The 22,697-nt window shown below is 70.8% G+C and carries 23 protein-coding genes; 17 read left to right on the forward strand and 6 right to left on the reverse strand.

Annotated features, from left to right (window positions below):
- Positions 1 to 22 precede the first annotated feature (22 nt).
- Entirely contained in the window at positions 23 to 1,252 is a 1,230-nt protein-coding gene (locus ACIOD2_RS37935; protein WP_400549542.1) for an MFS transporter, read from the forward strand.
- 65 nt (positions 1,253 to 1,317) lie between these two features.
- Here ACIOD2_RS37935 and ACIOD2_RS37940 read toward each other — a convergent pair whose 3' ends face one another.
- The 3 genes from ACIOD2_RS37940 to ACIOD2_RS37950 all read right to left on the reverse strand — a co-directional run bounded on the left by ACIOD2_RS37940 (position 1,318) and on the right by ACIOD2_RS37950 (position 5,031).
- On the reverse strand, positions 1,318 to 2,856 hold the full coding sequence (locus ACIOD2_RS37940; RefSeq protein WP_400549544.1) for an amino acid permease: 1,539 nt from the start codon (positions 2,854 to 2,856) through the stop codon (positions 1,318 to 1,320).
- Positions 2,857 to 2,927: 71 nt separating this feature from the next.
- Complete coding sequence (locus tag ACIOD2_RS37945; RefSeq protein ID WP_400549546.1) at positions 2,928 to 3,851, reverse strand: serine hydrolase domain-containing protein; 924 nt, start codon at positions 3,849 to 3,851, stop codon at positions 2,928 to 2,930.
- Between the two features lie 40 nt (positions 3,852 to 3,891).
- Complete coding sequence (locus ACIOD2_RS37950; RefSeq protein WP_400549548.1) at positions 3,892 to 5,031, reverse strand: glycerophosphodiester phosphodiesterase; 1,140 nt, start codon at positions 5,029 to 5,031, stop codon at positions 3,892 to 3,894.
- Between the two features lie 169 nt (positions 5,032 to 5,200).
- Here ACIOD2_RS37950 and purD point away from each other — a divergent pair, with 169 nt between their 5' ends.
- The 9 genes from purD to ACIOD2_RS37995 all read left to right on the forward strand — a co-directional run bounded on the left by purD (position 5,201) and on the right by ACIOD2_RS37995 (position 13,066).
- A complete protein-coding gene (purD, locus tag ACIOD2_RS37955) occupies positions 5,201 to 6,475 on the forward strand; it encodes a phosphoribosylamine--glycine ligase (protein ID WP_400549550.1) in 1,275 nt (424 codons plus the stop codon).
- A 163-nt stretch (positions 6,476 to 6,638) separates the two neighbouring features.
- Positions 6,639 to 6,980 (forward strand): hypothetical protein, encoded by a 342-nt coding sequence (locus ACIOD2_RS37960; RefSeq protein WP_400550638.1) that lies wholly within the window; start codon positions 6,639 to 6,641, stop codon positions 6,978 to 6,980.
- A gap of 25 nt (positions 6,981 to 7,005) precedes the next feature.
- The gene (locus ACIOD2_RS37965; RefSeq protein WP_400550640.1) at positions 7,006 to 7,572 is read left to right on the forward strand and encodes a DUF3558 domain-containing protein; all 567 of its coding nucleotides are present in this window, start codon (positions 7,006 to 7,008) and stop codon (positions 7,570 to 7,572) included.
- Positions 7,573 to 7,581: 9 nt separating this feature from the next.
- Complete coding sequence (locus ACIOD2_RS37970) at positions 7,582 to 9,201, forward strand: hypothetical protein (RefSeq protein ID WP_400549552.1); 1,620 nt, start codon at positions 7,582 to 7,584, stop codon at positions 9,199 to 9,201.
- Complete coding sequence (locus ACIOD2_RS37975) at positions 9,191 to 9,964, forward strand: ESX secretion-associated protein EspG (protein ID WP_400550642.1); 774 nt, start codon at positions 9,191 to 9,193, stop codon at positions 9,962 to 9,964. The genes ACIOD2_RS37970 and ACIOD2_RS37975 overlap by 11 nt, the downstream gene beginning before the upstream one ends.
- Before the next feature lie 133 nt (positions 9,965 to 10,097).
- A complete protein-coding gene (locus ACIOD2_RS37980; RefSeq protein WP_400549554.1) occupies positions 10,098 to 10,409 on the forward strand; it encodes a hypothetical protein in 312 nt (103 codons plus the stop codon).
- Between the two features lie 71 nt (positions 10,410 to 10,480).
- On the forward strand, positions 10,481 to 11,569 hold the full coding sequence (locus ACIOD2_RS37985; RefSeq protein WP_400549556.1) for a transglycosylase SLT domain-containing protein: 1,089 nt from the start codon (positions 10,481 to 10,483) through the stop codon (positions 11,567 to 11,569).
- Between the two features lie 26 nt (positions 11,570 to 11,595).
- Positions 11,596 to 12,774, forward strand: coding sequence for a pyridoxal phosphate-dependent aminotransferase (locus tag ACIOD2_RS37990; protein WP_400549558.1), 1,179 nt, complete (start codon positions 11,596 to 11,598; stop codon positions 12,772 to 12,774).
- A gap of 103 nt (positions 12,775 to 12,877) precedes the next feature.
- A complete protein-coding gene (locus ACIOD2_RS37995) occupies positions 12,878 to 13,066 on the forward strand; it encodes a hypothetical protein (protein WP_400549560.1) in 189 nt (62 codons plus the stop codon).
- A gap of 21 nt (positions 13,067 to 13,087) precedes the next feature.
- On the opposite strand, the gene ACIOD2_RS38000 is transcribed toward ACIOD2_RS37995, so the two are convergent.
- The gene (locus tag ACIOD2_RS38000; RefSeq protein ID WP_400549562.1) at positions 13,088 to 13,666 is read right to left on the reverse strand and encodes an HAD family hydrolase; all 579 of its coding nucleotides are present in this window, start codon (positions 13,664 to 13,666) and stop codon (positions 13,088 to 13,090) included.
- Positions 13,667 to 13,682: 16 nt separating this feature from the next.
- Positions 13,683 to 14,705, reverse strand: a complete 1,023-nt coding sequence (locus ACIOD2_RS38005) for a threonine aldolase family protein (protein ID WP_400549564.1) — start codon at positions 14,703 to 14,705, stop codon at positions 13,683 to 13,685.
- Between the two features lie 135 nt (positions 14,706 to 14,840).
- Here ACIOD2_RS38005 and ACIOD2_RS38010 point away from each other — a divergent pair, with 135 nt between their 5' ends.
- Genes ACIOD2_RS38010 through ACIOD2_RS38020 form a run of 3 tightly spaced genes read left to right on the forward strand, consistent with a single transcriptional unit; the run spans position 14,841 to position 16,675 of the window.
- Entirely contained in the window at positions 14,841 to 15,350 is a 510-nt protein-coding gene (locus tag ACIOD2_RS38010; protein ID WP_392759584.1) for a SigE family RNA polymerase sigma factor, read from the forward strand.
- Positions 15,343 to 16,044: a hypothetical protein gene (locus tag ACIOD2_RS38015; protein WP_400549566.1), complete on the forward strand. Its 702-nt coding sequence runs from the start codon at positions 15,343 to 15,345 to the stop codon at positions 16,042 to 16,044. Before ACIOD2_RS38010 ends, ACIOD2_RS38015 begins: the two co-directional genes overlap by 8 nt.
- 34 nt (positions 16,045 to 16,078) lie before the next feature.
- The gene (locus ACIOD2_RS38020; RefSeq protein WP_400549568.1) at positions 16,079 to 16,675 is read left to right on the forward strand and encodes a TetR/AcrR family transcriptional regulator; all 597 of its coding nucleotides are present in this window, start codon (positions 16,079 to 16,081) and stop codon (positions 16,673 to 16,675) included.
- 4 nt (positions 16,676 to 16,679) lie between these two features.
- Here ACIOD2_RS38020 and ACIOD2_RS38025 read toward each other — a convergent pair whose 3' ends face one another.
- Positions 16,680 to 17,381, reverse strand: a complete 702-nt coding sequence (locus ACIOD2_RS38025; RefSeq protein ID WP_400549570.1) for a FadR/GntR family transcriptional regulator — start codon at positions 17,379 to 17,381, stop codon at positions 16,680 to 16,682.
- 154 nt (positions 17,382 to 17,535) lie between these two features.
- Here ACIOD2_RS38025 and ACIOD2_RS38030 point away from each other — a divergent pair, with 154 nt between their 5' ends.
- Genes ACIOD2_RS38030 through ACIOD2_RS38045 form a run of 4 tightly spaced genes read left to right on the forward strand, consistent with a single transcriptional unit; the run spans position 17,536 to position 22,598 of the window.
- Positions 17,536 to 18,834 (forward strand): ABC transporter substrate-binding protein, encoded by a 1,299-nt coding sequence (locus tag ACIOD2_RS38030; protein ID WP_400549572.1) that lies wholly within the window; start codon positions 17,536 to 17,538, stop codon positions 18,832 to 18,834.
- Position 18,835: 1 nt separating this feature from the next.
- Positions 18,836 to 19,753, forward strand: coding sequence for a carbohydrate ABC transporter permease (locus ACIOD2_RS38035; protein ID WP_400549574.1), 918 nt, complete (start codon positions 18,836 to 18,838; stop codon positions 19,751 to 19,753).
- Positions 19,750 to 20,571: a carbohydrate ABC transporter permease gene (locus tag ACIOD2_RS38040; protein WP_400549576.1), complete on the forward strand. Its 822-nt coding sequence runs from the start codon at positions 19,750 to 19,752 to the stop codon at positions 20,569 to 20,571. The genes ACIOD2_RS38035 and ACIOD2_RS38040 overlap by 4 nt, the downstream gene beginning before the upstream one ends.
- A complete protein-coding gene (locus tag ACIOD2_RS38045; RefSeq protein WP_400549579.1) occupies positions 20,568 to 22,598 on the forward strand; it encodes an alpha-galactosidase in 2,031 nt (676 codons plus the stop codon). The genes ACIOD2_RS38040 and ACIOD2_RS38045 overlap by 4 nt, the downstream gene beginning before the upstream one ends.
- Positions 22,599 to 22,697: the final 99 nt, after the last annotated feature.

A 22,697-nucleotide genomic window follows, 5' to 3' on the forward strand; every position in this document is an offset into this window, starting at 1 on the left:
ACGCACATCCGGAGGTTCCCCCATGTCCCCTGGCACCCGTTCCTGGGTCGTGCCCCTGGCCTGGACCGCCGTTCTGCTCGACGGGTTCGACCTCGTCGTGCTCGGCTCCGTGCTGCCCGTGCTCCTCCGCGACCACGTCTGGGGCCTGACGCCCGGCACGGCGTCGGTCGTCTCGACGGTCGGCCTGGCCGGGATGATGCTGGGCGGGCTGGCGATCGGCACGATCACCGATGTCATCGGCCGCCGGAAGTCCCTGATCATCTCGGTCGCGCTGTTCTCGCTGTGCACGCTGTTGTGCGCCTTCGCGCCGTCGACGTTCGTCTTCGGCCTGCTGCGCTTCGTCGCCGGTCTCGGCCTCGGCGGCTGCCTGCCGACGGCCATCACGCTGGTCACGGAGTACGCGCGCCGCGGCAAGGCCGGCAGCGCGACGACCACGGTGATGACCGGCTACCACGTCGGCGCGGTGCTGACGGCGTTGCTGGCCATCGTGCTGATCTCGCCGCTGGGCTGGCGCGCGATGTTCGTCGCCGGGGCGCTCCCGGCCGTGGTGCTGATCCCGCTGATGCTGAAGTTCCTGCCGGAGTCCGAGTCGTTCCAGCGGGTCCGCGAGACCGAACGCTCGGCCGGGCACGCCGTCGCCGGCCTGTTCCGCGGCGGGCTGCTGCGCGCCACCATCGCGTTCTGGGTGACGTCGTTCATGGGCCTGCTGCTGGTCTACGGCCTGAACACCTGGCTGCCGGAGATCATGCGCCAGGCCGGCTACCCGCTCGGCGCCGCGCTCAGCCTGCTGCTGACGCTGAACGTCGGCGGCATCGTCGGCCTGCTCGTCGCGGGCCGGGTCGCCGACCGCGTCGGCATCCGGCCGTCGGCGATCGCCTGGTTCTGCGCGGGCGCGGTGTTCCTGGCGCTGCTGAGCGTGAAGCTGCCGGCCGTCGGGCTGTACGCGGCGGTGTTCCTGACCGGCTGCTTCGTCTTCAGCGCGCAGGTGCTGGTGTACGCCTACATCGGCCGGATCTACCCGGACGCGATCCGCGCGACCGGCCTCGGCTGGTCCGCCGGCATCGGCCGGATCGGCGCGATCTCCGGCCCGCTGCTCGGCGGCGCGCTGCTGACGGCCGGAATCGCGTACCCGTGGGGCTTCTACGCCTTCGCCGCGGTCGGCGCCCTGGGCGCGGCCGCCGTCACGGTGGTCCGCCCCGGCCGCAACGCCCGCGTCGAAGAACCCGCCCCGGCGCGGGAAGCCACCGCCTGACCAGGAAAGCCGTGAATGGCCCATTGAGGGACTTAGAGTCCCTCAATGGGCCATTCACGGACTTTTCAGCCGAGTTCCTTGAGTTCCTGTTCTACCGCCGCGAGTTCGGCTTCGGAGCCTTGGACCTTGGGGCCCTTGAACCACTTTCGGGCCGACACCGCCCACCACAGGCCTGCGCCGCCGAGGACGACCAGGAACGCGATCGGCGTGTAGTTGAACGAGTCCACCGTCACCGGGGACGCCTGCGGGAGCATGAACAGCACGAAGATCACGACGACCCACGCCGTCGCGATGATGCCGACCGGCTTGCCCCAGCGTCCGAGGTGCCACGGGCCGCGCTCGAAGTCGTCACCTTGGCGGACCCGCAGGAACACCGGGATCACGTACGCGACGTACAGGCCGACGACGGCGATGGACGTGACCGCGCTGTAGGCCGTGTAGCTCCACAGGTACGGCAGCGCCAGGATCAGCGCGCCGCCCGCGCCGAGCCAGACGGCGTTGGTCGGCGTCTGCGTCCGCTTGTTGATCTTGTGCCAGAACTTCGACCCCGGGATCGCGCCGTCGCGGGCGAACGCGTAGATCATCCGCGAGTTCGCCGTCACCGACGCCATGCCGCAGAACAGCTGCGCGCCGATGCAGATCAGCAGCAGGAACTTGCCGGTGACCGCGCCGGTCGCGTCGATGAAGATCTGCGCGGGCGGGACGCCGGTGGCCGAGCCGACCTCGCCGGCGTAGTCCTGGATCGCGAACGTCAGGCCGATCAGCAGGATCCAGCCCGCGACGAGCGAGACGACGATCGACATCACGATGCCGCGTGGCCCGGCCGTCGCCGCGCTCTTCGTCTCCTCGGTCATGTGCGCCGACGCGTCGTAGCCGGTCAGCGTGTACTGCGCGACCAGCAGCCCGAGCGCGAAGACGTAGAACGCCGAGCCCCAGCCCGTCTGGTTCACGAAGCTGCCGAAGACGAACGACGCGTCCTGGTGCTTGGCCGGCACGAAGATCAGCACGCCGACGATCACCAGCACGCCGATGAGGTGCCACCACACGCTGACGTTGTTGAGGATCGCCACGATCCGGACGCCGAACGTGTTCAGCAGGCCGTGCACCACGAGGATGATCGCGAGCAGCAGGATCGTGTGCCCCGGCGTCGCCGAGAAGCCCCACTGCAGGTCGAGGAAGGCGTTGAGGAACAGCGCCGCGCCGAAGTCGATGCCCGCGGTGACGGCGATCTGCCCGACCAGGTTGAACCAGCCGGTGAACCACGACCACGCGGGGCCGTTCTTCCGCGCCAGCCGCGCCGCCCAGTAGTACAGGCCGCCCGCGGTCGGGTAGCTGGAGCAGACCTCGGCCATGCCCAGGCCGACCAGGATGACGAAGATCCCGACCAGCGGCCAGCCCCAGATCATCGCGGCCGGCCCGCCGGTCTTCATGCCGAAGCCGTAGAGCGTCAGGCAGCCGGACAGGATGGAGATGATGGTGAACGAGACGGCGAAGTTCGAGAACCCCGACATCGTCCGCTTGAGCTCCTGCGCGTAGCCGAGCTGGTGCAAGCGTGCGGAATCGTCGTCGTGGTCGGGAGTGGTCTGCTGGTCGGAGACATCCATCGGGCACCTCTTGAAAGGTATGCGGCCAGACCATTGAATTCGCCGAAGTTAGCCCTGGTGGGCGAGGGGTGTCAAGGCTTCGTCAAGAACTCGTCCAGCTGCTTGAGCAGCGGCCCGCCGCCGCGGTGGTCGTTCGAGATGAGCGTCGCGGTGACACCGCCGGAATGCGTGCTCCGGAACGTGACGCCGTGGTCGCCACCTTCGAGCCGCACGGCGCCGGGCCACGGCAGCCAGAAGCCGAGGCCGTAGCCGTCCGCGTGCGGGCGCAGCATCCGGTCGGCCCACTCGCGCGGCACGATCCGGCCGTCGAGGAACGCGGGCCAGAACCTCCGGAAGTCCGGCGCGCTGCTGTAGATCCCGCCGTCGCCGAAACCGACGACGGGGAGGCTGAACACGTTGGTGCGGCCGTCTTCCAGGTAGCCGGTGGCGGTCCCGCCGGGCAGTGCGTCCGAACGGAGGAACGCCGTGCCGGTCATCCCGGCGGGCTCGCAGACGCGCTCGCGCACGAGGTCGGGAAAAGGTCTTCCCGCGATCCGTTCGGCGACCAGGCCGAGGACGGCGAACGCGCCGTTGTGGTACCGGAACTCCTTGCCGGGCAAGGATCTCTGGGGAAACCCGTCGAGTGCGGCGAGGTAGTCGGCGGACGTGGCGAGCAGCGGTTGCGGCGGCGGGTCCGCCTCTTCGTCGCAGTAGTCGCCGATGCCGGAGGTGTGCGTCAGCAGGTGCTCGATCGTCACGGCGTCGTCGATCAACGGCAGGTCGTCGCCGAGGACGTCCCGGGCGCGGGTGCCGAGCGAAAGCCGTCCCTCGGCGATCAGCCCGACGACGACCAGCGCGGTGAACCCCTTGGTGCCGCTGGCGATCGCGAACCGGGTGTCGACGGTGTTCTCGACGCCGTAGCCGCGATGCGCGTACCCGCGCGCCTCGGCAACCAGCGTCTCGTCGCCACGGCTCACGAGCACCACGCCGGAGAACGCCGTGAGGGGCACCTTCATGGACGAAGAGTCCCTGAAGGTGCCCCTCACGGCAACGCGATTAGTGACCCAGGAACGCGTGCAGCGACTCGAGGGCGGTGTCGGCCTGGTCGGCGAAGAAGCCGTCGACGCCCGCCTTGAGGAACGCCGCCTCTTCGGTGAACACGTCACCGTAGGCGTCCGGCTCCGCCGAGGAGCGCAGGTTGGCCGGCAGGAACGGGTTCTCGTTGCGGAAGGTGTACGGCTGCACCTTCAGGCCCGCCTTGTGCGCGTCCGCGACGATCGAGGACGGCTTCGTCAGGTTGCCGGCCGCGTCCAGCGGGATGATCTGCGCCTTGTCCGGCCCGAGGTACTTCGCGTACTTCGCGACCTCACGCAGCCCGGACGCCGTCACGAGGTCCGCGTACGTCCGCTTGTCGCCGCTCGCGACGAAGTCCGCCGGGGCGCCGGTCGCCGACGTCAGCTGCAGCAGCGGCGTGCGCACCTGCTTGTGCAGCGCGATCAGGTTCGACACCTCGAACGACTGGATGATCGCCGGCGCGTCCGGGCGGTCGAGGCCGTTCTTCTTGAGGGCCGAGACCAGCTTCGGCTCGACCGGGTTGCCGATCGACTGGAAGAACGTCGAGTGCTTGACCTCGGGGTAGGTGCCCAGCGTCCGGTGCAGTTCCTTGCCGAGCCGCTTGGTCAGGTCGAGCACCTCCTGGAAGGAGGCGATCTGGTAGCGGCCGTTGTACAGCGTGTTGTGCGGCCGGTTGGCCGGGATCCGCTCGACCGCGCGCAGCGTCTTCAGCTCGGCCAGCGTGAAGTCCTGGGTGAACCAGCCGGTCGTCGAGACGCCGTCGATCACCAGGGTCTTCTTGCGGTTCGCGAACTCCGGGTGCTGCGCGACGTCGGTGGTGCCGCCGATCTCCGGCTCGTGCCGGGCGACGAGCTGGCCGTCCTTCGTCGGGACGAGGTCGACGTCGACCCAGCTCACGCCCATCCGGTAGGCGAGCTCGTACGAGGCGAGGGTGTGCTCCGGGCGGTACCCGGGCGCGCCGCGGTGTCCGATGATCACCGGGTCATCGTGGCCCCGGCCGTGCGCGGCCGCATCGGCGGACCCCCCGCTTTCGGCGGCGTTCGCCGAGCCGATCGCCAATCCGGTGACGCTCAGCAACGCCAGTCCGGCGAGTGCCAGGACGCCGACACGTTTGCGCTTCATCTGGTGACCTCTTTTCACACAGGGTTGACCCTGACTACCCGCGCAACCCTCACTGCCGCAAGCATCCGATGGTCGTACCTGGGCGGTCAGGGCGGTAAACGGCACGTGGCCACCCGTTCCGGGGACGGCGAAATGTCCGGCGCGAAGCCGTCCGGATACGCTGTGCGGCGTGCGCGTACTGGTAATCGGCTCCGGCGCCCGTGAGCACGCTCTCGTCCTCGCGGCGTCCGGCGACCCCACGGTCACCGCCCTGGCCTGCGCGCCCGGCAACGCCGGGACGGCCGCGATGGCCGAGCAGCTCGGCGTGGAAGCGGCCGATCCGGAAGCGGTCGCGGAGCTCGCGAAGAGCTGGCAGGCCGACCTGGTGGTGATCGGGCCCGAGGTCCCGCTCGTCGCCGGCGTCGCCGACGCCGTCCGCAAGGCGGGCATCGCCTGCTTCGGCCCGTCGGCCGCGGCGGCCCGCATCGAAGGCTCCAAGGCGTTCGCGAAGGACGTCATGGCCGCGGCGAACGTGCCGACCGCGCGCAGCGAGGTGGTCGACAACCCGGCCCGCCTCGACGCCGCGCTCTCGCGCTTCGGCCCGACCTGGGTGGTGAAGGACGACGGTCTCGCCGCGGGCAAGGGCGTCGTCGTCACGACCGATTACGACGTGGCGCGCAAGCACGCCATCATGCTGCTCGACGGCGGCCACCCCGTCCTCCTGGAGTCCTTTTTGGACGGTCCGGAGGCGTCACTCTTCTGCTTCGTCGACGGCCACACCGTCGTGCCGCTGCTGCCCGCGCAGGACTTCAAGCGCGTCGGCGACGACGACGCCGGCCCGAACACCGGCGGCATGGGCGCCTACGCCCCGCTGCCCTGGGCACCCGAGAACCTGGTCGACGAGCTGGTGGAGCGGGTCGTCCAGCCGGTCGCCGACGAGCTGGTCGCGCGCGACGCGTCGTTCTCCGGCCTGCTCTACGCCGGGCTCGCGCTGACCTCCGAAGGCCCGCAGGTCATCGAGTTCAACTGCCGCTTCGGCGACCCGGAGACCCAGGTCGTGCTGGCCCTGCTGCGCACGCCGATCGCCGGGCTGATGCAGGCCACGGCGCTGGGCAAGCTCGCCGAGCACCCGCCGCTGGAGTGGGCCGGCGGTGCCGCGGTCACCGTCGTGATCGCTGCCGACGGCTACCCCGGCAAGCCGCGCACCGGTGACGTCATCACCGGCGGCGAGATCGACGGCGTGCTGCACGCCGGCACCCGCCGCCGTGACGACGGCGCGGTCGTCTCCTCCGGCGGCCGCGTGCTCTCGGTCGTCGGCACCGGCAAGACGCTCAAGTCGGCGCGCAAGCACGCGTACGAAACCGTGGAGAAGGTGCACCTCGCGGGCTCGCACCACCGCACGGACATCGCGCTCAAGGCGGCGAACGGCGAGGTCAGCGCCCCGGTGGCGCAGCAGAACGCGTGATCTGACAAATCGGGGGAACCGGCGGGGGACGAACTTCGTCCAAACTCAGGCCGCTGCTACATCCTGGTTGGTAGCCTCAACGGGAGTCGGCCGGTCACCGTCGGTATCACGTCAGGGGAGAGCATTGTCAGGACCCTCGTACGACCTCAGCACGGCCGTCCCGGTGGCGCCGGCGGCCGCGGACGTCCTGGTCCACCCGGACAAGCTCCTCGACGTCGCCCGGATCGTCGAAGAGCAGGCCAACGGCCTCGAAGACCAGCTGCTGACCCGCCTCGGCCTGCTGCGGATCGACGCCCCGTCGGCGGACGTGATCAGCACCCAGTCGATCGACGCGTGGAACTCGCTGATCGCCGACGGCGACCGCTCCTACGCCGGCCAGGTCCGCGAGTACGTCGCCGGCCTCAAGCGCCTGGTGTCGCAGCTGCGTGAAGCCGCTAAGGACTACAACGTCAGCGAAGACGAGAAGGCGGCGGTGTTCGGTGACCGCGGCAAGCACGGTGCGTAACCGGACCTTGCGGATCACCGGGGGCGTGCTCGCGACGGCGGCGCTCGCCGGCTGCTCGGCGGGCACCGAAGGCACCCCCTACCCGGTCGAGACGGCCGCGACCGCGGCGTCGCAGAGCGCCAAGGCGGCCCAGCTGCCGCAACGGCCGGCCGAGCTGACACTGCAGAACGTCGACCTTTGCGACGTGCTGCCGCAGGTGCAGCTCGACGCGTTGGAGATCACCAGCGTCCCCCGCGAGGCAGCCGAACCGGACGGGCCGGTCTGCGTCTTCGACGCGGACGGCGCCGAACCGATGCACTCCTACCACGTGGGGGCGGTGGCGGCGGACCTCGACCAGTGGATCACCGGCGCCCGCAAGAAGAACAGCATGACCACCGTGCCGCAGAACATCGGCGGTTACCCGGCGCTGACGAACTACCGCGCGGCCGGCGACCCGGCCGACTGCGAGACGCTCGTCGGGGTCGCGCGGGGTCAGACGCTGACCGTGCAGACCTTCGCCATCACCCGCGGCAAGCTCACCCAGCCGCAGCTGTGCGAGATGTCGGTGCACGCCGCCGACCTGGCGCTGCAGTCCTTGAAGTCACGCAACTAGGGAGGGCGCGTGGAATTCTCCGAGCTCGCGGCCGGGATCCAGAACCACCGGTTCGACGGCTGGACCAACACCGCGATCGCCGACCAGATCACGCGGATGATCAACGGCGACGGCACCGGCAGCATCGGCACCGCCGTCGACGCGCTGAAGGCCGTCGCGACGGCGCTCGCCCACACCGACCAGACCCTGCGGTCCCAGCTGCTCAAGCTGGGTGTCGAGTGGCAGAGCCAGGCGGGCGGCGCGGCCAGTCAGGTGCTCACCGAGCAGGCCGGGTTCTCCCAGGACGCCACCACGAAGGTCGCGCACGCCGCGGAGATGGTCTTCGCGCAGGGGGAGGCGTTCAACCGCACCAAGTACAAGCTCCCGGACGCCGAAACGGTCCGGAAGGGCGCGGGCGGCTACAGCCTTACCGACGGCGTGCTGCTCAGCCTCATCGGCTTCGAGACCGACCACGCGCGTCAGGTCGAGGCGGCGAACGACGCCAAGGCGCAGGCGACCCAGGCCCTGAACGAGTACGCGCAGGACAGCGGGACCAACCTGCTGTCGACGCAGTCGCTGTCGGACCCGGAGTCGCTGAAACTGGCCACTCCCGGTGTCACGCCCGGCGTGCTGGACGTCGCCGCCGCGTCCGTCGCGGTGACCCCGGACGGCAGCGTGCGGCCGGCCTCGGACAAGGTCCGGTCGGTGCACGTCGACCCGCCGGTGGTGCAGCCGGTGTCGCACACCGTCCACGCCGACCCGCCGACCCCGGTCTACGGCACCCCGGTGCAGCAACAGCAGGCGTCGCGGCCGCCGGCGCAGGCACCGCGCCAGACCGGCGCGACCGCCCCGGCGGCGAGCCAGGGCACCACACCCAGCTCCGCGACGGCGCCTTCGGGCGCGAAGCCGCCGACGTCACCCGGCCCCGGCTGGGTCACCGCGCCGGGCCGTGGCACGTCCGGTGAGCCCGGCCGTCCCGGCGGGTTCAACCCCGGCCTGCCCGGCGGCGGCGACCCGAACACCTTCGTCCCGCCCGGCGCACCCGGCTCCTCCGGCGCACCCGGTTCGCCGGGCCAGCTGCCCGGCGGCCCGGGCACCGGCTCGACGGCGACGTCGCCGATCAAGGGGCTCGGCGGCGGCGGTGCGTCCGGCGCCGGCGTGACCGGGCTCGAAGGCTCGGCCAGTGGCGCGAACCGCGGCGCGGACGGCGTGCTGGCCAAGGGCCGCACGGTCGGCGCCATCCCGCAGGCCCCGGTCGCACCCGGGCAGTACACCGCCGAGCGCGGCTTCGCGGCGAAGCCGGGCGCGACCCCGGGCGACCTGGGCGCGGGTGCGGCGGCGGTCGGCGCGGGCGCGGCCGGTGGCGCGCTCGCCGGTGACAAGGACCGCGAGAAGCGCAGCCAGAGCCAGTCGAAGGGCCCGGTCCGGCCGTTGCCGGTCGGCGAGCTGCCCGAGGAAGAGGCGGCCGCGCTGCGGAAGTCGGAGCAGATCGGCGCGAAGCAGAAGGGCGAGGACCCGAGGTTCCTGTCGAAGGCGGCCCCGCAGGAGGAGGACGCCGAGCACGTCCGCCGCTTCGGCGTCGACGACAAGGACCTGTTCGCGGACCAGCGGATGGTCTCGCCCGACGTGATCGGTGACCATGACGCGTGAGCACGGCAGCCTCGTGCTGTCCGCGTCGGAGTTCGACGTGCTCTGGGAGTCGCTCGAACTGCCCCGCCGGCACGTCGCGCTGGACGTGCCGAGCGGGGGGACCACCCGCACGGAACGCGCGGAGTTCGTGGAGGCGGCCTGGGCGTCACTGGCCGAACGACGGCTGGCCCGCAACCACCGGGTGTCCGGCGAGGTGGCCGACATGCTGCACCTGCTGGCCCGCCCGCAGTTCGGCGTGGACGTGTGGGTGTGGGCCGAACGCGAGATCCGCGGCCGCGCGGTCAGCGTCCGCAGCCAGGCGGTGCTGGCGGTGGTCGACAGCGGCGAGGTGTGGCTGATCCCGGCGACCGAGGACGGCCTCCCGGAGGCGGCGGTCTCGGTGGCGGGCGACCTGGGCCCGGGCATCGGCCAGACGGTCAGCATCCCGTACGACACCCTGCGCGCGGCGGACGCGGCGGCGAAGGGCGACCCGAAGGCGCTGGTCACGGCGCTGGAGGACCAGGGTGTGGTGCTGTTCCAGGCCCAGGAGCTGTCCGGCATGCTGCTGGGCCAGGAGGCCCGCGGCCAGTTCGGCGCCGAGCGCACGAGCCGCGACGGCATCGCCCACCGCGCCCCCCGCGTGGTGGCGTTCTTCGACACGGACGCGGGCCGCTACCTGTTCCAGGTCGCGAAGGACCGCGACGGCCGCGAGTGGGCGACGGTCACGCCGTCGGACAACGTCCTGCTGGCGACCCGGATCCGCGAGCTGATGGCGGAGGCCTGAGCCCCGCCGGGTGGAACTTGGCGGAGATCGGTACGCGGAGTGCGCGGGAAGTCATAAAGTATGCGGGGAACCGTCCTGGTCATGACGACGTCTGATCGGGCGGACACCAGTTTTCCGAAGGGGATGACGAACCGTGCCTGTCTACGACGCCGACTCGATGGCCATCGCGGCCGGCCAGGTGGAGAAGCTGAAGGACGAGTTCGAGAAGTCCAAGCAGAAGGTCACCGGCTTGGACCACGAGAAGGAAAGCCCCTTCGGCGGCATGGACGACAAAGGCGACGCGCACGGCGCGGTCGGCAAGTTCAAGGACGGCGTGCACAGCCAGTTCGACGCCGCGGGCAAGCACATGGAGGCGCTGGGGTTCGCCATGCGCAAGGCCGCCGGCCTGATCGCCGAAACCGACGCGGTCGGGGCGAGCGACCTGAAGCTGCACGTCGACAAGTGAACTGAGCAGGGGGCACGAGAGTGGCATTGAACGGGGTCGGCGCCGGGACACCGGACAATTGGGACGCCTTCATGAAGAAGGTCGATCAGGTCGAAAAGGTCAATCTGCAGAAAATCACCGACGCCGCGACGCAGTTCCGCGATGCCGGAAAGAACGCGGGTGACCACAACGCCTCGCTGAAGACCTCCACGGACTCGCTGGACGCGCAGGTGTGGGCCGGCCCGGCGGCGGACCAGTTCTTCACCTACGTCCGCCAGGTCCGCGACGCCGGCACCAAGGTGCAGACCCACCTCGAGGACGTCGCCAAGGACCTCGACGACCTGCAGCAGAACCTCGCGCAGATCAAGAAGACCGTCCAGGACAAGCAGCTGGCCGCGGAGAAGGCGGTCAACGAGCGCAACACCCAGGCCGAGACCGCCATGAACAAGGCGCTGGCCGACGCCAAGACGGCGGTCGACAACGGCAAGCCGGCCCCGAGTCCCAGTGCGGCCGAGATCCTCGCCACGGCGAAGACCGACATCCACACCATCACCGCGGGTTACGACGGTGACGTGACCGGGCTGCAGACCCAGGCCGACACCGCGATCAAGGCCTCGCAGACGCTGATGTCCCAGCAGATCGAGGGCGGTTACGACCAGGTGCCGCTGCCGGCCAGCTCGGCCGCGGCGCCCAAGAGCACCGGCGGCATCCACTCCAACGGCGCGTCCCACGGCGGCGGCGGTGGGGGCGGAGGCGGCGGTGGTGGCGGCGGCGGAGGCGGTGGCCTCGGGCCCAGCGGCGGCCCGCCCTCCTCGCCGCCCCCGGGCAACGTCCAGCAGTGGATCCAGGAGGCCATCAAGGCACTCCAGGCCGCGGGCGTGCCGGTGACCGACGCCGACATCCCGAACATCTGGGCGATCATCCAGCACGAGTCCGGCGGGAACCCGAACGCCATCAACAACTGGGACTCGAACGCGGCCGCGGGGCACCCGTCCAAGGGGCTCATGCAGTGCATCGACTCGACGTTCAACGCGCACAAGCTGCCCGGCCACGACAACATCTACAACCCGGTCGACAACATCATCGCCGGGGTGAAGTACTCGGTCGACCGCTACGGCGGCCTCGGGAACGTGCCCGGCATCAAGGCCATGGCCCACGGCGGTGCCTACCAGGGCTACTGAGTCTTCGGAGCGGTTAGCCTGGCCGCATGGTCGACCTCGGAGCCTTCGCCGGGCCCGCGCTGCGGGCCTCGGTGCCGCCCTTCCACGTCATGGACGTCCTTTCCGCGGCCGGGGCCCGGCAGCGCAGCCACGGCGACCTCGTGTCGCTCGCGGCCGGGCAGCCGTCCGTGCCCGCGCCGAAGCCCGTCCTGGAGGCCGCGGAGAAGGCCCTCCGCAGCAGCACGCTCGGCTACACCGAGCAGCTGGGCGTCCCGGAGCTGCGGGAGGCCGTGGCGGGGCACTACACCTCGCGCTACGGCCTCGACGTCACCGCGCAGGACGTCGTCATGACGACCGGGTCGTCCGGTGGGTTCCTGCTGGCCTTCCTCAGCGCGTTCGACCCCGGTGCCCGGGTCGCGATGGCCCGGCCCGGCTACCCGGCCTACCGCAACCTGCTCTCGGTGCTCGGCTGCGAGGTCGTCGAGTTCGCGACCGGCGCCGACACGAACTTCCAGCCGACCGTCGCGCTGCTCGACGAGCTCGGGCCGATCGACGGCCTGATCGTCGCGAGCCCCAGCAACCCGACCGGCACCGTGCTGCCGCCCGGGGAGCTCGCCGCCATCACCGGCTGGTGCGCGTCACACGGCGTCCAGCTGATCAGCGACGAGATCTACCACGGCATCTCCTACGGCGCCGAGCTCGACTGCGCGTGGCAGTACGGCCGCGAGCCGATGGTGCTCGGCAGCTTCTCGAAGTACTTCGCGATGACCGGCTGGCGGCTCGGCTGGATGCTCGTGCCCCAGCGCCTGCACCGCGCGGTCGACGTCCTGACCGGCAACTTCACCATCTGCCCGCCCGCCGTCTCGCAGTACGCGGCGATCGCCGCCTTCACCCCCGAGGCGTACGCCGAGGCCGACGCGCACGTCGAGCACTACCGCGCCAACCGCGACCGGCTCTTCGCCGGCCTGAAGGGCATCGGCCTCGACAAGCTCGCCCCCGCCGACGGCGCCTTCTACGCCTACGCCGACGTCAGCGCCCACACCGAAGACAGCCTGAGCTGGTGCCAGCGGCTGCTCGCCGACACCGGGCTGGCCATCACCCCCGGCGTCGACTTCGACCCGGTCGACGGCGGCAAGTACGTGCGCTTCTCCTTCGCCGGGAGCGCCGCCGACATCGACGAGGGCGTCCGCCGCCTGGGGGCCTGGCTGGGCCAGGGGGAACCCTGATTCATCCCTGAACGTTGCTCCGACGAGGGGAGTTTCACCGGCCGAAGTGGCACGCTTGAGTCACCAGGGCCGGAGGGGCCACGGGAACACATCGGAGGAAGCCATGTTCTGGAAGATCGTCGGCGGCCTGATCATCGCCTGGGTGGCGTTCATGGTGCTGGGCGCCGTGATCGGCTTCGTGTTCAAGGCCGTCCTGTGGATCGCCATCATCGGCGGCATCGCCTTCCTGGGCGCGGCCGGTTACCGCGCGATCACCGGCAAGAAGGACTCCAAGCAGATCAACCGCTACTGAGCGAGCCGGCGGCCCGGGGGCTCAGCCGAGCCACGCCCGGGCCGCGTCGGCGCCGTTCCACAGGCGGGCCTGGAGCCCGACCGCGTTCGCGCCGTCCACATTGGACTGCCGGTCGTCGAAGAACAGGCAGTCGGCCGGCTTCGCCTCGAGCTGTTCGAGCAGCAGCTCGAAGATCTTCGCGTCCGGTTTGACGCACCGGACGTCACCCGAGAAGAGCGTCACCTTGAACAGCCGCGCCCAGTCCTGGGTGCGGACCCAGTCGCCGAACACCGACGGCGCGTTCGAGAGCAGGGCCAGCGAAGCGCCCGCCTCGGCGAGCGCCTCGAGCAGGTCCTTCGACGACGGTTCGAGGTGGCTCCAGCCCTCGACGTCGATCCGGGTCAGCTCGTCGGAGAGGGCCTCGTCGACCGGGGCGTCCAGCGCGTCCCCGACGCTCTGCCAGTACTCCAGCGGAGTGCTGCCGGCGTCGTAGGGGATCCGCAGGTCCCAGTAGGCCTGCTCGAACTCCGGCAGCGGCACGCCGAGCTTGGCGGCCAGTTCCGGGCGGGCGGCGCTCGGCTTGCTGAGCACGTCGCCGTAGTCGAAGACGATCCAGTTCACGATTTCCCCCAGGTTTTCAGGCGCCGGCCTTGATCCGGCGCAGAGCTTCTTCGACGTCGGCCGCGCTCAGGTCCCGGTGCGTGACGAACCGGACCTTGCCCGCCATCGGCACCGCGCGGATCCCCAGCGAGTCGAGCCAGGCCAGCGCCGTCGGCACGTCGGGCACCTCGGCCAGCACGATGTTCGTGTCCGGCGTGTTCGCCGACCAGCCGTACTCGCGCAGGCCCTCGGCCAGCCGCCGGGCGTTCTCGTGCGACTCGGCCAGGTCGGGGACGCGGTCCAGGGCCACCAGGCAGGCCGCGGCCAGGACGCCGCCCTGCCGGACGCCGCCGCCGAGCATCTGCCGCATCCGGCGGGCCCGCTCGACGAACTCCTTGCTGCCCGCGACGACCGAGCCGACCGGCGCGCCGAGGCCCTTGCTGAAGCAGGCCGACACGCTGTCGACACCGACGGTCAGCGCGGCCGGCGGCACCTCGAGGGCCACCGCGGCCTGCCAGATCCGGGCGCCGTCGAGGTGCACGGTCAGCCCGGCTTCCTTCGCGACGGACAGCAGCTGGGCGTGCTCGTCGGGCGGGGTCACCGCGCCGCCCGCCGCGTTGTGCGTGTTCTCGAGGCAGAGCAGAGATGTCCGTAATGTGAAGTACGGCCCGGGTTGTCCGATCGCCGCTTTGAGGGCGTCCGGCGAAGGGCGGCCCGGGCCGCCGTCGTGCTCCAGGGCCTCCGGCATGCCGCCGGCCAGCCACGCGGCCGAGCCCAGCTCGTTGTTCAGCACGTGCGCGCCGCGGGTGGCGAGGAACCGGTCGCCGCGGCTCAGGTGCAGGCTCAGCGCGATCAGGTTGGCCATCGTCCCGCTCGGCGTCCACAGGGCGGCCGGCATGCCCAGGACGTCCGCGGCCCGCTCCTCGAGCGCCGCGATCGTCGGGTCGTGCTCCAGCACGTTGTCCCCGACTTCGGCGGAGGCCATCGCCGCCCGCATCGTGTCATCCGGCTGGGTGACGGTGTCGGAACGGAAGTCCAGCGGCGGCAGCGTGAAGGTCACGGAGTGATCACATCACACCGACCGGACGAGGATCAATGAGCCCTCGGGTGGTCGAACCCGGGCGGTCCGTGCAACCGTGGACGCCCCTGATTCCGTCCTACCCACCGACGACAACAGAGCGGAGCACGACAGCGCGTGGATCAGCGCGACGAGCAGGAGTTCGCGGAGTACTTCGCCGCCAGGCGGGACGCCGTGCGCCGGACCGCGTACATGCTCTGCGGCGACTGGCACCGGGCGGACGACCTCGCGCAGACGGCGTTCGTCGCGCTGCACCGGAGGTGGAAGAAGATCAGGGATCGCGCGGCGACCGACGCGTACGTGCGCAAGACGCTCGTGCGCGCCTCGATCGACGAATCGCGGCGCCCGTGGCGGCGCGAGTGGCAGACCGAGACGCTGCCTGAACGGGTCGACGACGGACCCGGCCTCGACGACCTCGTGGCGACCAGGGAAGACCTGCTCGCGGCGTTGAAGGAAGTGCCGCCCAAGCAGCGGGCGGTGCTGGTCATGCGGTTCTTCGAAGGACTGGACGTGACCGGCGCGGCGCAGGCGCTGGGCTGCAGCGAAGGCAACGTGAAGAGCCAGACCGCCCGCGGGCTGGCCAATCTCAAGCAGGTACTGGAACGGGAGGTGGAGACCAATGGATGAGCAGGAGCTGCGCTCGTTGTTCTCCGCCGCGCCCGGCGACGAGCCTTCGGCGGGGTTCACGCAGGAGGACGTCGTCCGCGAGTCCCGCCGCCAGACCCTGCGGCGCCGGAACCGGATCACCGCCGGCGTGAGCGCCGCGGCCCTGGTGGTCGTCGGCTTCGGAGCTTACGGACTGCTCTCCGGGGGTACCCCCGGGCTGACCTCGGCGAAGGACAACGCCGTGTCGGCGCAGTCGGGGCAACCCGGCCTCGGCCCGGCACGTCCTCAAGTCGGCGGGGAGTCACCGAACTTCTCCTCCACGCCGCCCCAGCAGGGGGGCAGCGGGGACGGGAAGACCGGCCAGCTGGCCGAAGGCGCCTCCGGGTGCGAACAGGTGGACGGGGAGCTCGCCATCGCCCTCGCTGGCGAGCTCCCCGGCCACGTCGCCGCTGCCCAGGCGTCCCCGGGCAGCGCCTGTACGACGGCGTCGCGGTCCGCGGGGTTCCCGGTTCCGGGCGGCGAGGTCGCCGCGGCGGTGTACCCGAAGGGCATCCCGGTGGCCTTCAAGTCCCAGCCGGCCGGCACGGTCACGGCCCAGGTGGCCACGACGTCCGGTGGCACGCTGGTGCTGGTCAGCGTCCCCGGCGCGGCGAACGCGGCCCCGTACGCGGGTGACGTCGACCGGTTCGCGCGTGAACTCGCGCCCCGCTTCTGAGCCCGGCCGCACCCGGTTGGCAGAATCACCGGTCATGACCGCTGCGGCCACGCCCAAGGGGGAACGACGGCGCGCCGCGCTCGTCGAGGCCGCCGCGAAGCTGCTCGTCGAGGGCGGCTTCGACGCCGTGCGGCACCGCGCGGTCGCGGAGCGGGCCGAGCTGCCGCTCGCGTCCACGACGTACTACTTCGACTCGCTGGAAGACCTGGTCGCCGCGGCCGTCGAGCACCACGGCAACGCCGAGCTGGCGACCGGCCGCCGCCGGCTGGAGGAGCTCGCGACCCGCAACCGCGGGGTCCAGGCGATGGTGGAGCTGGTCCTCGACCTGCTGCTCGGCCCGGAGAGCGGCGACGAGGAAGCGGACGCCGAGGCGGTGCTCCTGCGTTACGAGCGCCTGGTCGCCACCGGCCGCCGCCCGTACCTGCGCCCGCTGATGCGGACGTTGTCGGTCCAGCTCAACGAGCTGCTGACGGAGATCTTCGCGCGCTCGGGCACGCCGGTGACCGAGGCCGAGCTGGAGAAGCTGGTCGCGCTGGTCGACGGCGCGGTCGTCAACGCGCTGATCGCCGTCGACCCGGCCCCGCGCGCCGCGGCGGCCCGGATGCTCCAGACCGCCCTCGACGGCTCGTGATCGCTCACGGCTTCTTGCGCTGAGCCTTCGCCAGGTCGTCACGGGACTTGGTGACCAGCGCCAGCATCGCCTGCTCGGCCGCGGTGGGGTCCTGGGCGATGATCGCGTCCAGCACCTTCCGGTGGGACGGCACCGGGTCCTCCGCCGCCGAAGCGCCGTGCACCAGCTTGTCGCGCTCGGCCAGCCCGATCGCGATGACGCGCTCCATCCGCATCAGGAAGTTGTTGTGGGTGGCGGCCATCAGCCGCCGGTGGAAGGCCAGGTCGGCCTGGACGCTGGCCTCGGCGTCGGTCGCCGCGGCCATGTCGGACAGCGCCTCGCGCAGTGAGTCCAGGTCCTCGTCCGACGCCCGTTCGGCGGCGATGCGCGCCGCCGCCGGTTCGACGACCGTGCGGACCTCCGTCAGCTCGTCGAGCAGGCCGGGGTCGTCGGCGGCCGCGGTCTGCCAGCGCATGACGTCGGCGTCGAGCATGTTCCACTTTTCGCGCGGCTGGACGAACGTGCCGCGCTTCTGCCGCGCGTCGATCATTCCCTTGGCGGCCAGCACTTTCAGGGCCTCGCGCAGGGCGGTGAGGCTGATGTCGAGCTCTTCGCGCAGCGCCGGCAGGTCGAGGACGGTGCCCTCGCCCCACTCGTCGGAGAGGATCCGGCTGGCCAGTGCCTCCACGGTCTGGCCGTGCAGCCCGCGTGGCCGGTGTTCGGTCAATGGAGGGCCCTCTCAGCTGGCGGCGGTCGTGCTGCGAGCATCCTACGCCGTCCACGAAGTCGTCATAAATTATGAATACATCTTGACAGCGACGTCGCCCGGTTGCACTCTTTGGCAGCAGTCACGCCAGTGCATATGACAAAGGGGTCACGACATGACGAGTGCAGGCCTGTCCCGCCGTCGTTTCCTGCGCAACGCGAGCTTGGCCGGCCTGGGCGCGATCGGGTCCGGCAGCTTCCTGGCCGCCTGTGCCACTTCCGCGTCCAACGGCCCGGTCAAGCAGGCCGCCGGCGCGGTCACCGTCCAGTCGAACCTCTCTTCGCCCGAGGCGAAGAAGGCGATCGAGGCGCTGGCGAACGCGTTCAGCGCGAAGGGCGGCACGAAGGCGACGGTCAACACCGTCGCGTCCGAGACCTTCCGCACCCAGCTGCCCAGCTACCTCACCGCGGCCAACCCGCCGGACACCTTCACGTGGTACCCGGGTTCGCTGCTGTCGGGCTACGCGCGCAAGGGCCTGCTGCTCGACGTCGGCGACGTCTGGCAGACCATGGGCAACTACAGCGCGGCCTTCCGCACCCTCTCCGGCGACGGCGCCGGGCACCAGGTCTTCGTCCCGACGTCCTACTACTGGTGGGGCTTCTTCTACCGCAAGTCGAACTTCGCGAAGTGGGGCGTGCAGCCGCCGACGAACTGGAGCGAGTTCCTCGCCCTGTGCGAAACCCTGAAGGGCAAGGGCATCGCGCCGATCGGCATGGGCGCGGGCGGCACCACGCCGTGGACCGCGTCGGCCTGGTTCGACTACCTCAACATCCGGATCAACGGCGCGCCGTTCCACCGCGAGCTGCTGGCCGGCAAGCAGCGCTTCGACGACCCGCGCGTCAAGAAGATCTTCGACCCGTGGCGCCAGGCGCTGCCCTACACCGACCCGAACGGCACCGCGATCGCGTTCCAGGACGCCACGACCGTGCTGCTCCAGGGCCGCACCGGGATGATCCTGACCGGCACGTTCTTCGCCGACGCCGCCCCGAAGGACGCCCTCGACGACCTCGACTTCTTCCAGTTCCCGATCCTCGACCCGGCCGTGCCGGTGGCCGAGGAGGGCCCGACCGACGGCTTCTTCGCCAGCGCGCGCACCCCGCACGTCGCCGAGGTCAAGGAGTGGTTCAAGTACGCCGCGACGGCTGAGGCGCAGGAGCTCTACATCAAGAACTCCTCCGGCACGGTCCTGCCGACCAACCCGGACGCCAAGGACAACGGCACGCCGCTGGTCCAAAAGGGACGGAAGCTGCTCACCGACGCCAAGGAGATCACGCAGTTCTTCAACCGCGACTCCTCCGACGCGCTGCAGCCGACGGCCGACGCCGCGCTGATCCGGTTCATCCAGAAGCCGAACGAACTGGACTCGATCCTGGCCGACTGGCAGACCGCCGCGCAGAAGGTCTGGCAGTCCTGAGATGGCGGTGCTGACCGCGGAACGGCCGAAGGCGGCGGCGCGGGTGCCGAAGCGCCGCCGCCGGCTCTCACCCGTGCTGCTGGCGTTCGTCCTGGTGCCCCTCCTGGTCGAGGGGTTCTGGGTGTTCTGGCCGGCGTTGCAGGGGTTCTACCTGTCGCTGACGAACTGGGACGGCGTCTCCGCGCCCGAGTTCGTCGGCCTCGGGAACTTCGCCGAGATGTTCTCCGACGACATCTTCGGCACCGCCGCGCTCGACACGGTGATCTGGATCGTGCTCTTCGGCGGCCTCTCGGCCGTCGGCGGGCTCGCCCTGGCCACGCTGCTGCAGAAGGAGCGTCGCGGCGTGGGCTTCTACCGCGCGGCGCTGTTCACGCCGGTGGTGTTCTCGCTGGTCGCGACGTCGCTGATCTGGCAGGTGATCTACCAGCCGGACGGCGTGTTCAACAAGGTGCTCGGCGCGATCGGGCTCGGCAGCTGGCAGCACGCCTGGCTCGCCGACCCGAAGACCGCGCTGTACGCGGTGCTCGTCCCGGCGCTGTGGCGGCAGCTCGGTTACGTCATGGTGTTGTACCTGGCCGGGCTCAAGGGCATCGACCCGGCGCTGTACGAAGCGGCCAAACTGGACGGTGCCACGGCGTGGCAGCAGTTCCGCAACGTCACCTGGCCGCAGCTGCGCAGCGTCAACTCCGTGGTCCTGTCGGTGATCATCATCGACTCGCTGCGTTCCTTCGACGTCGTCTGGTCGATGACGAAGGGCGGGCCGTACCACTCGTCCGAGCTGCTCAGCACGTACATGTACGCGACGGCGTTCCAGTCGCTGCGGCTCGGGTACGCCTCCGCGCTGGCCGTCGTCATCTTCGTGCTGGCGTTCGGCGTGATCGTGACGTATCTCGTGCGGGCATTCCGGGAGGACTCGTGAGGAGGACACGAACCGCCGGGTTCCACCTGCTCGCGGGTGGGCTCTCGGTGCTGTGGCTGCTGCCGATCGCGCTGGTGCTGACCACCAGCGTCCGGACGTTCTCGGACATCGCGTCGAACGGTCTCGGTGCGCTGCCCGCGTCGTTCTCGCTCGACGGTTTCGGCCAGGCGTGGGGCGAGGGCGGCGGCGGGCACGCGATGGTCAACAGCCTGATCGTCACGATCCCGACGGTGCTGCTGTCCCTGCTGCTCAGCGCGGCGGCGGCGTTCGCGCTCAGCCGGTACCGGATCCCGTTGCGGCGCACGATCATCCTGGTGATGCTGTCGGGAAACCTGCTCCCGCCGCAGATCCTGCTGGTTCCGGTGGCGAAGCTGTCGGAACTGCTGGGGATCTACGACACGCTGACCGCGCTGATCATCGTGCAGGTCGGGTTCGGCCTCGGTTTCTACACGTTCGTGCTGCAGGGGTTCATGCGGTCCATCCCGGACGAGATCCAGCAGGCGGCGCTGATCGACGGCGCCGGCGTCGTCCAGATCTTCGCGCGGATCATCCTGCCGATGACCCGCCCGGCGCTGGCCGCGCTCGGCGCGCTGGCGTTCACCTGGACGTTCAACGACCTGCTGTGGTCGATCACCGTGCTGCGCACCGGCACGGTGATGCCGGTGACGCCGGCGCTGCTCGGCCTGCAGGGGCAGTACGTGTCCAACTGGAACGTGATCGCGGCGGGCTCGGTCATCGCGGCCGTGCCGACCGTCGCGGTGTTCCTGCGGTTCCAGAAGCACTTCATCTCAGGGCTCGCGATCGGGGCGATCAAGTGACGTGGACTGTGCCGCTCGCGACCACGTCGTACACCGTGGCGCTGGATCCGTCTTCTCGATGGGCCGAGCTGGTGGCCTGGGGGCCGCACGGTGTCGAGGACGGGCCGTCGGTCTTCACGAACGCGGGCTCGGTGCACTTCATCACCGAGGCCGACGCGGCGCCGGTCGAGTACGCACCGCTGGGCCTGCGCCCGTTCTCCGGCGCGGACGTCGCCGTGCGGGGCGGTTCGTGGTGGCGCTTCGACGGCGCCGTTTCCGACGACGTCTTACGGCTGGCCTTTGTGGACGAACTCACCGGGCTGCGAGCGGTGCTCTGCTACCGGCCGGTGCCCGACACCGACGTGCTCACCCGCTGGGTCGAGTTCTCGAACGGCGGTTCTGAGCCGCTGGAGTTCGACCGGCTGGGCTCGGCGGGCGTGTGCGTCCCGACGGTGGGTGGCGCCCAGCTGACGTACCTGACCGGGCAGTGGTCGCAGGAGTTCACCCGGCAGTCGGTGGCGTTGCCCGCAGGCGGCTTCCGGATGGAGAGCCGGTTCGGCGTCCCGGGCCACGCGCACGTCCCGTGGCTGGCGGTGCAGGACGCTTCGGGGGGCCCGGCTTTCGGTGTCTCCCTGGAGTGGCCGGGCTCGTGGGAGATCTCCGCCGATGTGGAGCCGTCCGGCCTGACGCGCATCCGAGCCGGACGACTGCCGTCACCAGGCCCGGTCGTCCTGGAACCCGGCGCCTCGCTGACGACCCCGCGCGTCGCGCTGGCATCCAGTGTGGACGGTCTCGAGGGACTGGCTGCCGTCTGGCACGACTACGACCGCGTGCTGGCCGGCTCCCGGTGGCGACGTCCGCGTCCGGTGCTCTACAACTCCTGGGAGGCCACGGGTTTCGACGTCCGCAGCGCGCACCAGCTGGAGCTGGCGAAGCGCGCGGCCGACATCGGCGTCGAGCTGTTCGTGGTGGACGACGGCTGGTTCACCGGCCGCGACGACGACACCGGCGGCCTCGGCGACTGGACACCGGCGGAGTCCTCCTTCGGCGCGTTCGTGGATTCGGTGCGTGAGCTGGGCCTGGAGTTCGGCCTGTGGGTCGAGCCGGAGGCGGTCAGCCCGAAGTCGCAGCTGTACGCGTCGCACCCGGACTGGGTGTACCGCATCGACGGCCGACCGGCGACGCTGATCCGCAACCAGCTATTGCTGGACCTGGGACTTCCCGCGGTGGTCTCGTTCGTGAAGTCCACTTTGGACTCACTGCTGTCGACGTACCCGATCTCGTACCTGAAGTGGGACATGAACCGCCCGCCAACGGAACGAGGACGTCCAGGTTCCGCTTTCGCGGACCTCGACGCGGAGCACGTCGCGGGCTACCTCGCAGTCCTGGACCACCTGCGCGCGACGCACCCCCACGTGACGATCGAGGCCTGCGCGGGCGGCGGCGGCCGCACGGACCTGGCCACGGTCGCCCGCACGGACGTCGTCTGGCCGAGCGACAACACCGGCCCGTTGGATCGCCTGGCCATCCAGGACGGCTTCCTGCTGATGCACGCGCCGCACCTGATGAGCTCGTGGGTGACGGACGCCCCGGGCGTCTTCGACCCGCGCCCGAGGTCGCTGCGCTTCCGCTTCGTGACGGCGATGGCCGGCGTGCTGGGCATCGGCGCGGACCTGTCACGCTGGTCTTCCTCTCAGCACGCAGAATCAGCTGCGCTGATTTCCCTCTACAAGTCGATCCGCCCGGTGATCCACCACGGCGCCGCGCGTGTGCTGGCCGGCCCATCCGAACCGACGGCGGCGACCCAGTACACGTCGGAGGACGGCGACACGGTGGTCGTCCTGGCGTGGAGCACGGGCCAGCTGACCGGAGCACCGCTGGTCCCGGGCCGCTCGTCGCGGGTCCGCCTTTCGGTGCGCCCGGACTCGTCCTATGTGGACTCGGCGGGGAACCGCTATTCGGGGGCGCACCTGAAGCACGCGGGCCTCCCGTTCGACTGGACGGCCGACCACGACGCCGACGTGGTCATTCTCCGTCGCCAGGGTTGACGTCGTCTGCCAGAATCCGCGGATGGACAGCGTCGAGCAGGCCCTGCGTGACCTGGCCGCCGCGACGTCCGTTCGCGAGGCCGCGAAGCCCAGCTCGCT

It is taken from the genome of Amycolatopsis sp. NPDC088138, assembly GCF_044741685.1.
Classification (GTDB): domain Bacteria; phylum Actinomycetota; class Actinomycetes; order Mycobacteriales; family Pseudonocardiaceae; genus Amycolatopsis.

Coding starts and splice junctions, on each gene's coding strand:
- ACIOD2_RS37935 (WP_400549542.1), top strand. CDS start 23: ATGTCCCCTGGCACCCGTTCCTGGGTCGTGCCCCTGGCCTGGACCGCC.
- ACIOD2_RS37940 (WP_400549544.1), bottom strand. CDS start 2,856: ATGGATGTCTCCGACCAGCAGACCACTCCCGACCACGACGACGATTCC.
- ACIOD2_RS37945 (WP_400549546.1), bottom strand. CDS start 3,851: ATGAAGGTGCCCCTCACGGCGTTCTCCGGCGTGGTGCTCGTGAGCCGT.
- ACIOD2_RS37950 (WP_400549548.1), bottom strand. CDS start 5,031: ATGAAGCGCAAACGTGTCGGCGTCCTGGCACTCGCCGGACTGGCGTTG.
- ACIOD2_RS37975 (WP_400550642.1), top strand. CDS start 9,191: ATGACGCGTGAGCACGGCAGCCTCGTGCTGTCCGCGTCGGAGTTCGAC.
- ACIOD2_RS37985 (WP_400549556.1), top strand. CDS start 10,481: ATGAAGAAGGTCGATCAGGTCGAAAAGGTCAATCTGCAGAAAATCACC.
- ACIOD2_RS37990 (WP_400549558.1), top strand. CDS start 11,596: ATGGTCGACCTCGGAGCCTTCGCCGGGCCCGCGCTGCGGGCCTCGGTG.
- ACIOD2_RS37995 (WP_400549560.1), top strand. CDS start 12,878: ATGTTCTGGAAGATCGTCGGCGGCCTGATCATCGCCTGGGTGGCGTTC.
- ACIOD2_RS38015 (WP_400549566.1), top strand. CDS start 15,343: ATGGATGAGCAGGAGCTGCGCTCGTTGTTCTCCGCCGCGCCCGGCGAC.
- ACIOD2_RS38020 (WP_400549568.1), top strand. CDS start 16,079: ATGACCGCTGCGGCCACGCCCAAGGGGGAACGACGGCGCGCCGCGCTC.
- ACIOD2_RS38030 (WP_400549572.1), top strand. CDS start 17,536: ATGACGAGTGCAGGCCTGTCCCGCCGTCGTTTCCTGCGCAACGCGAGC.
- ACIOD2_RS38035 (WP_400549574.1), top strand. CDS start 18,836: ATGGCGGTGCTGACCGCGGAACGGCCGAAGGCGGCGGCGCGGGTGCCG.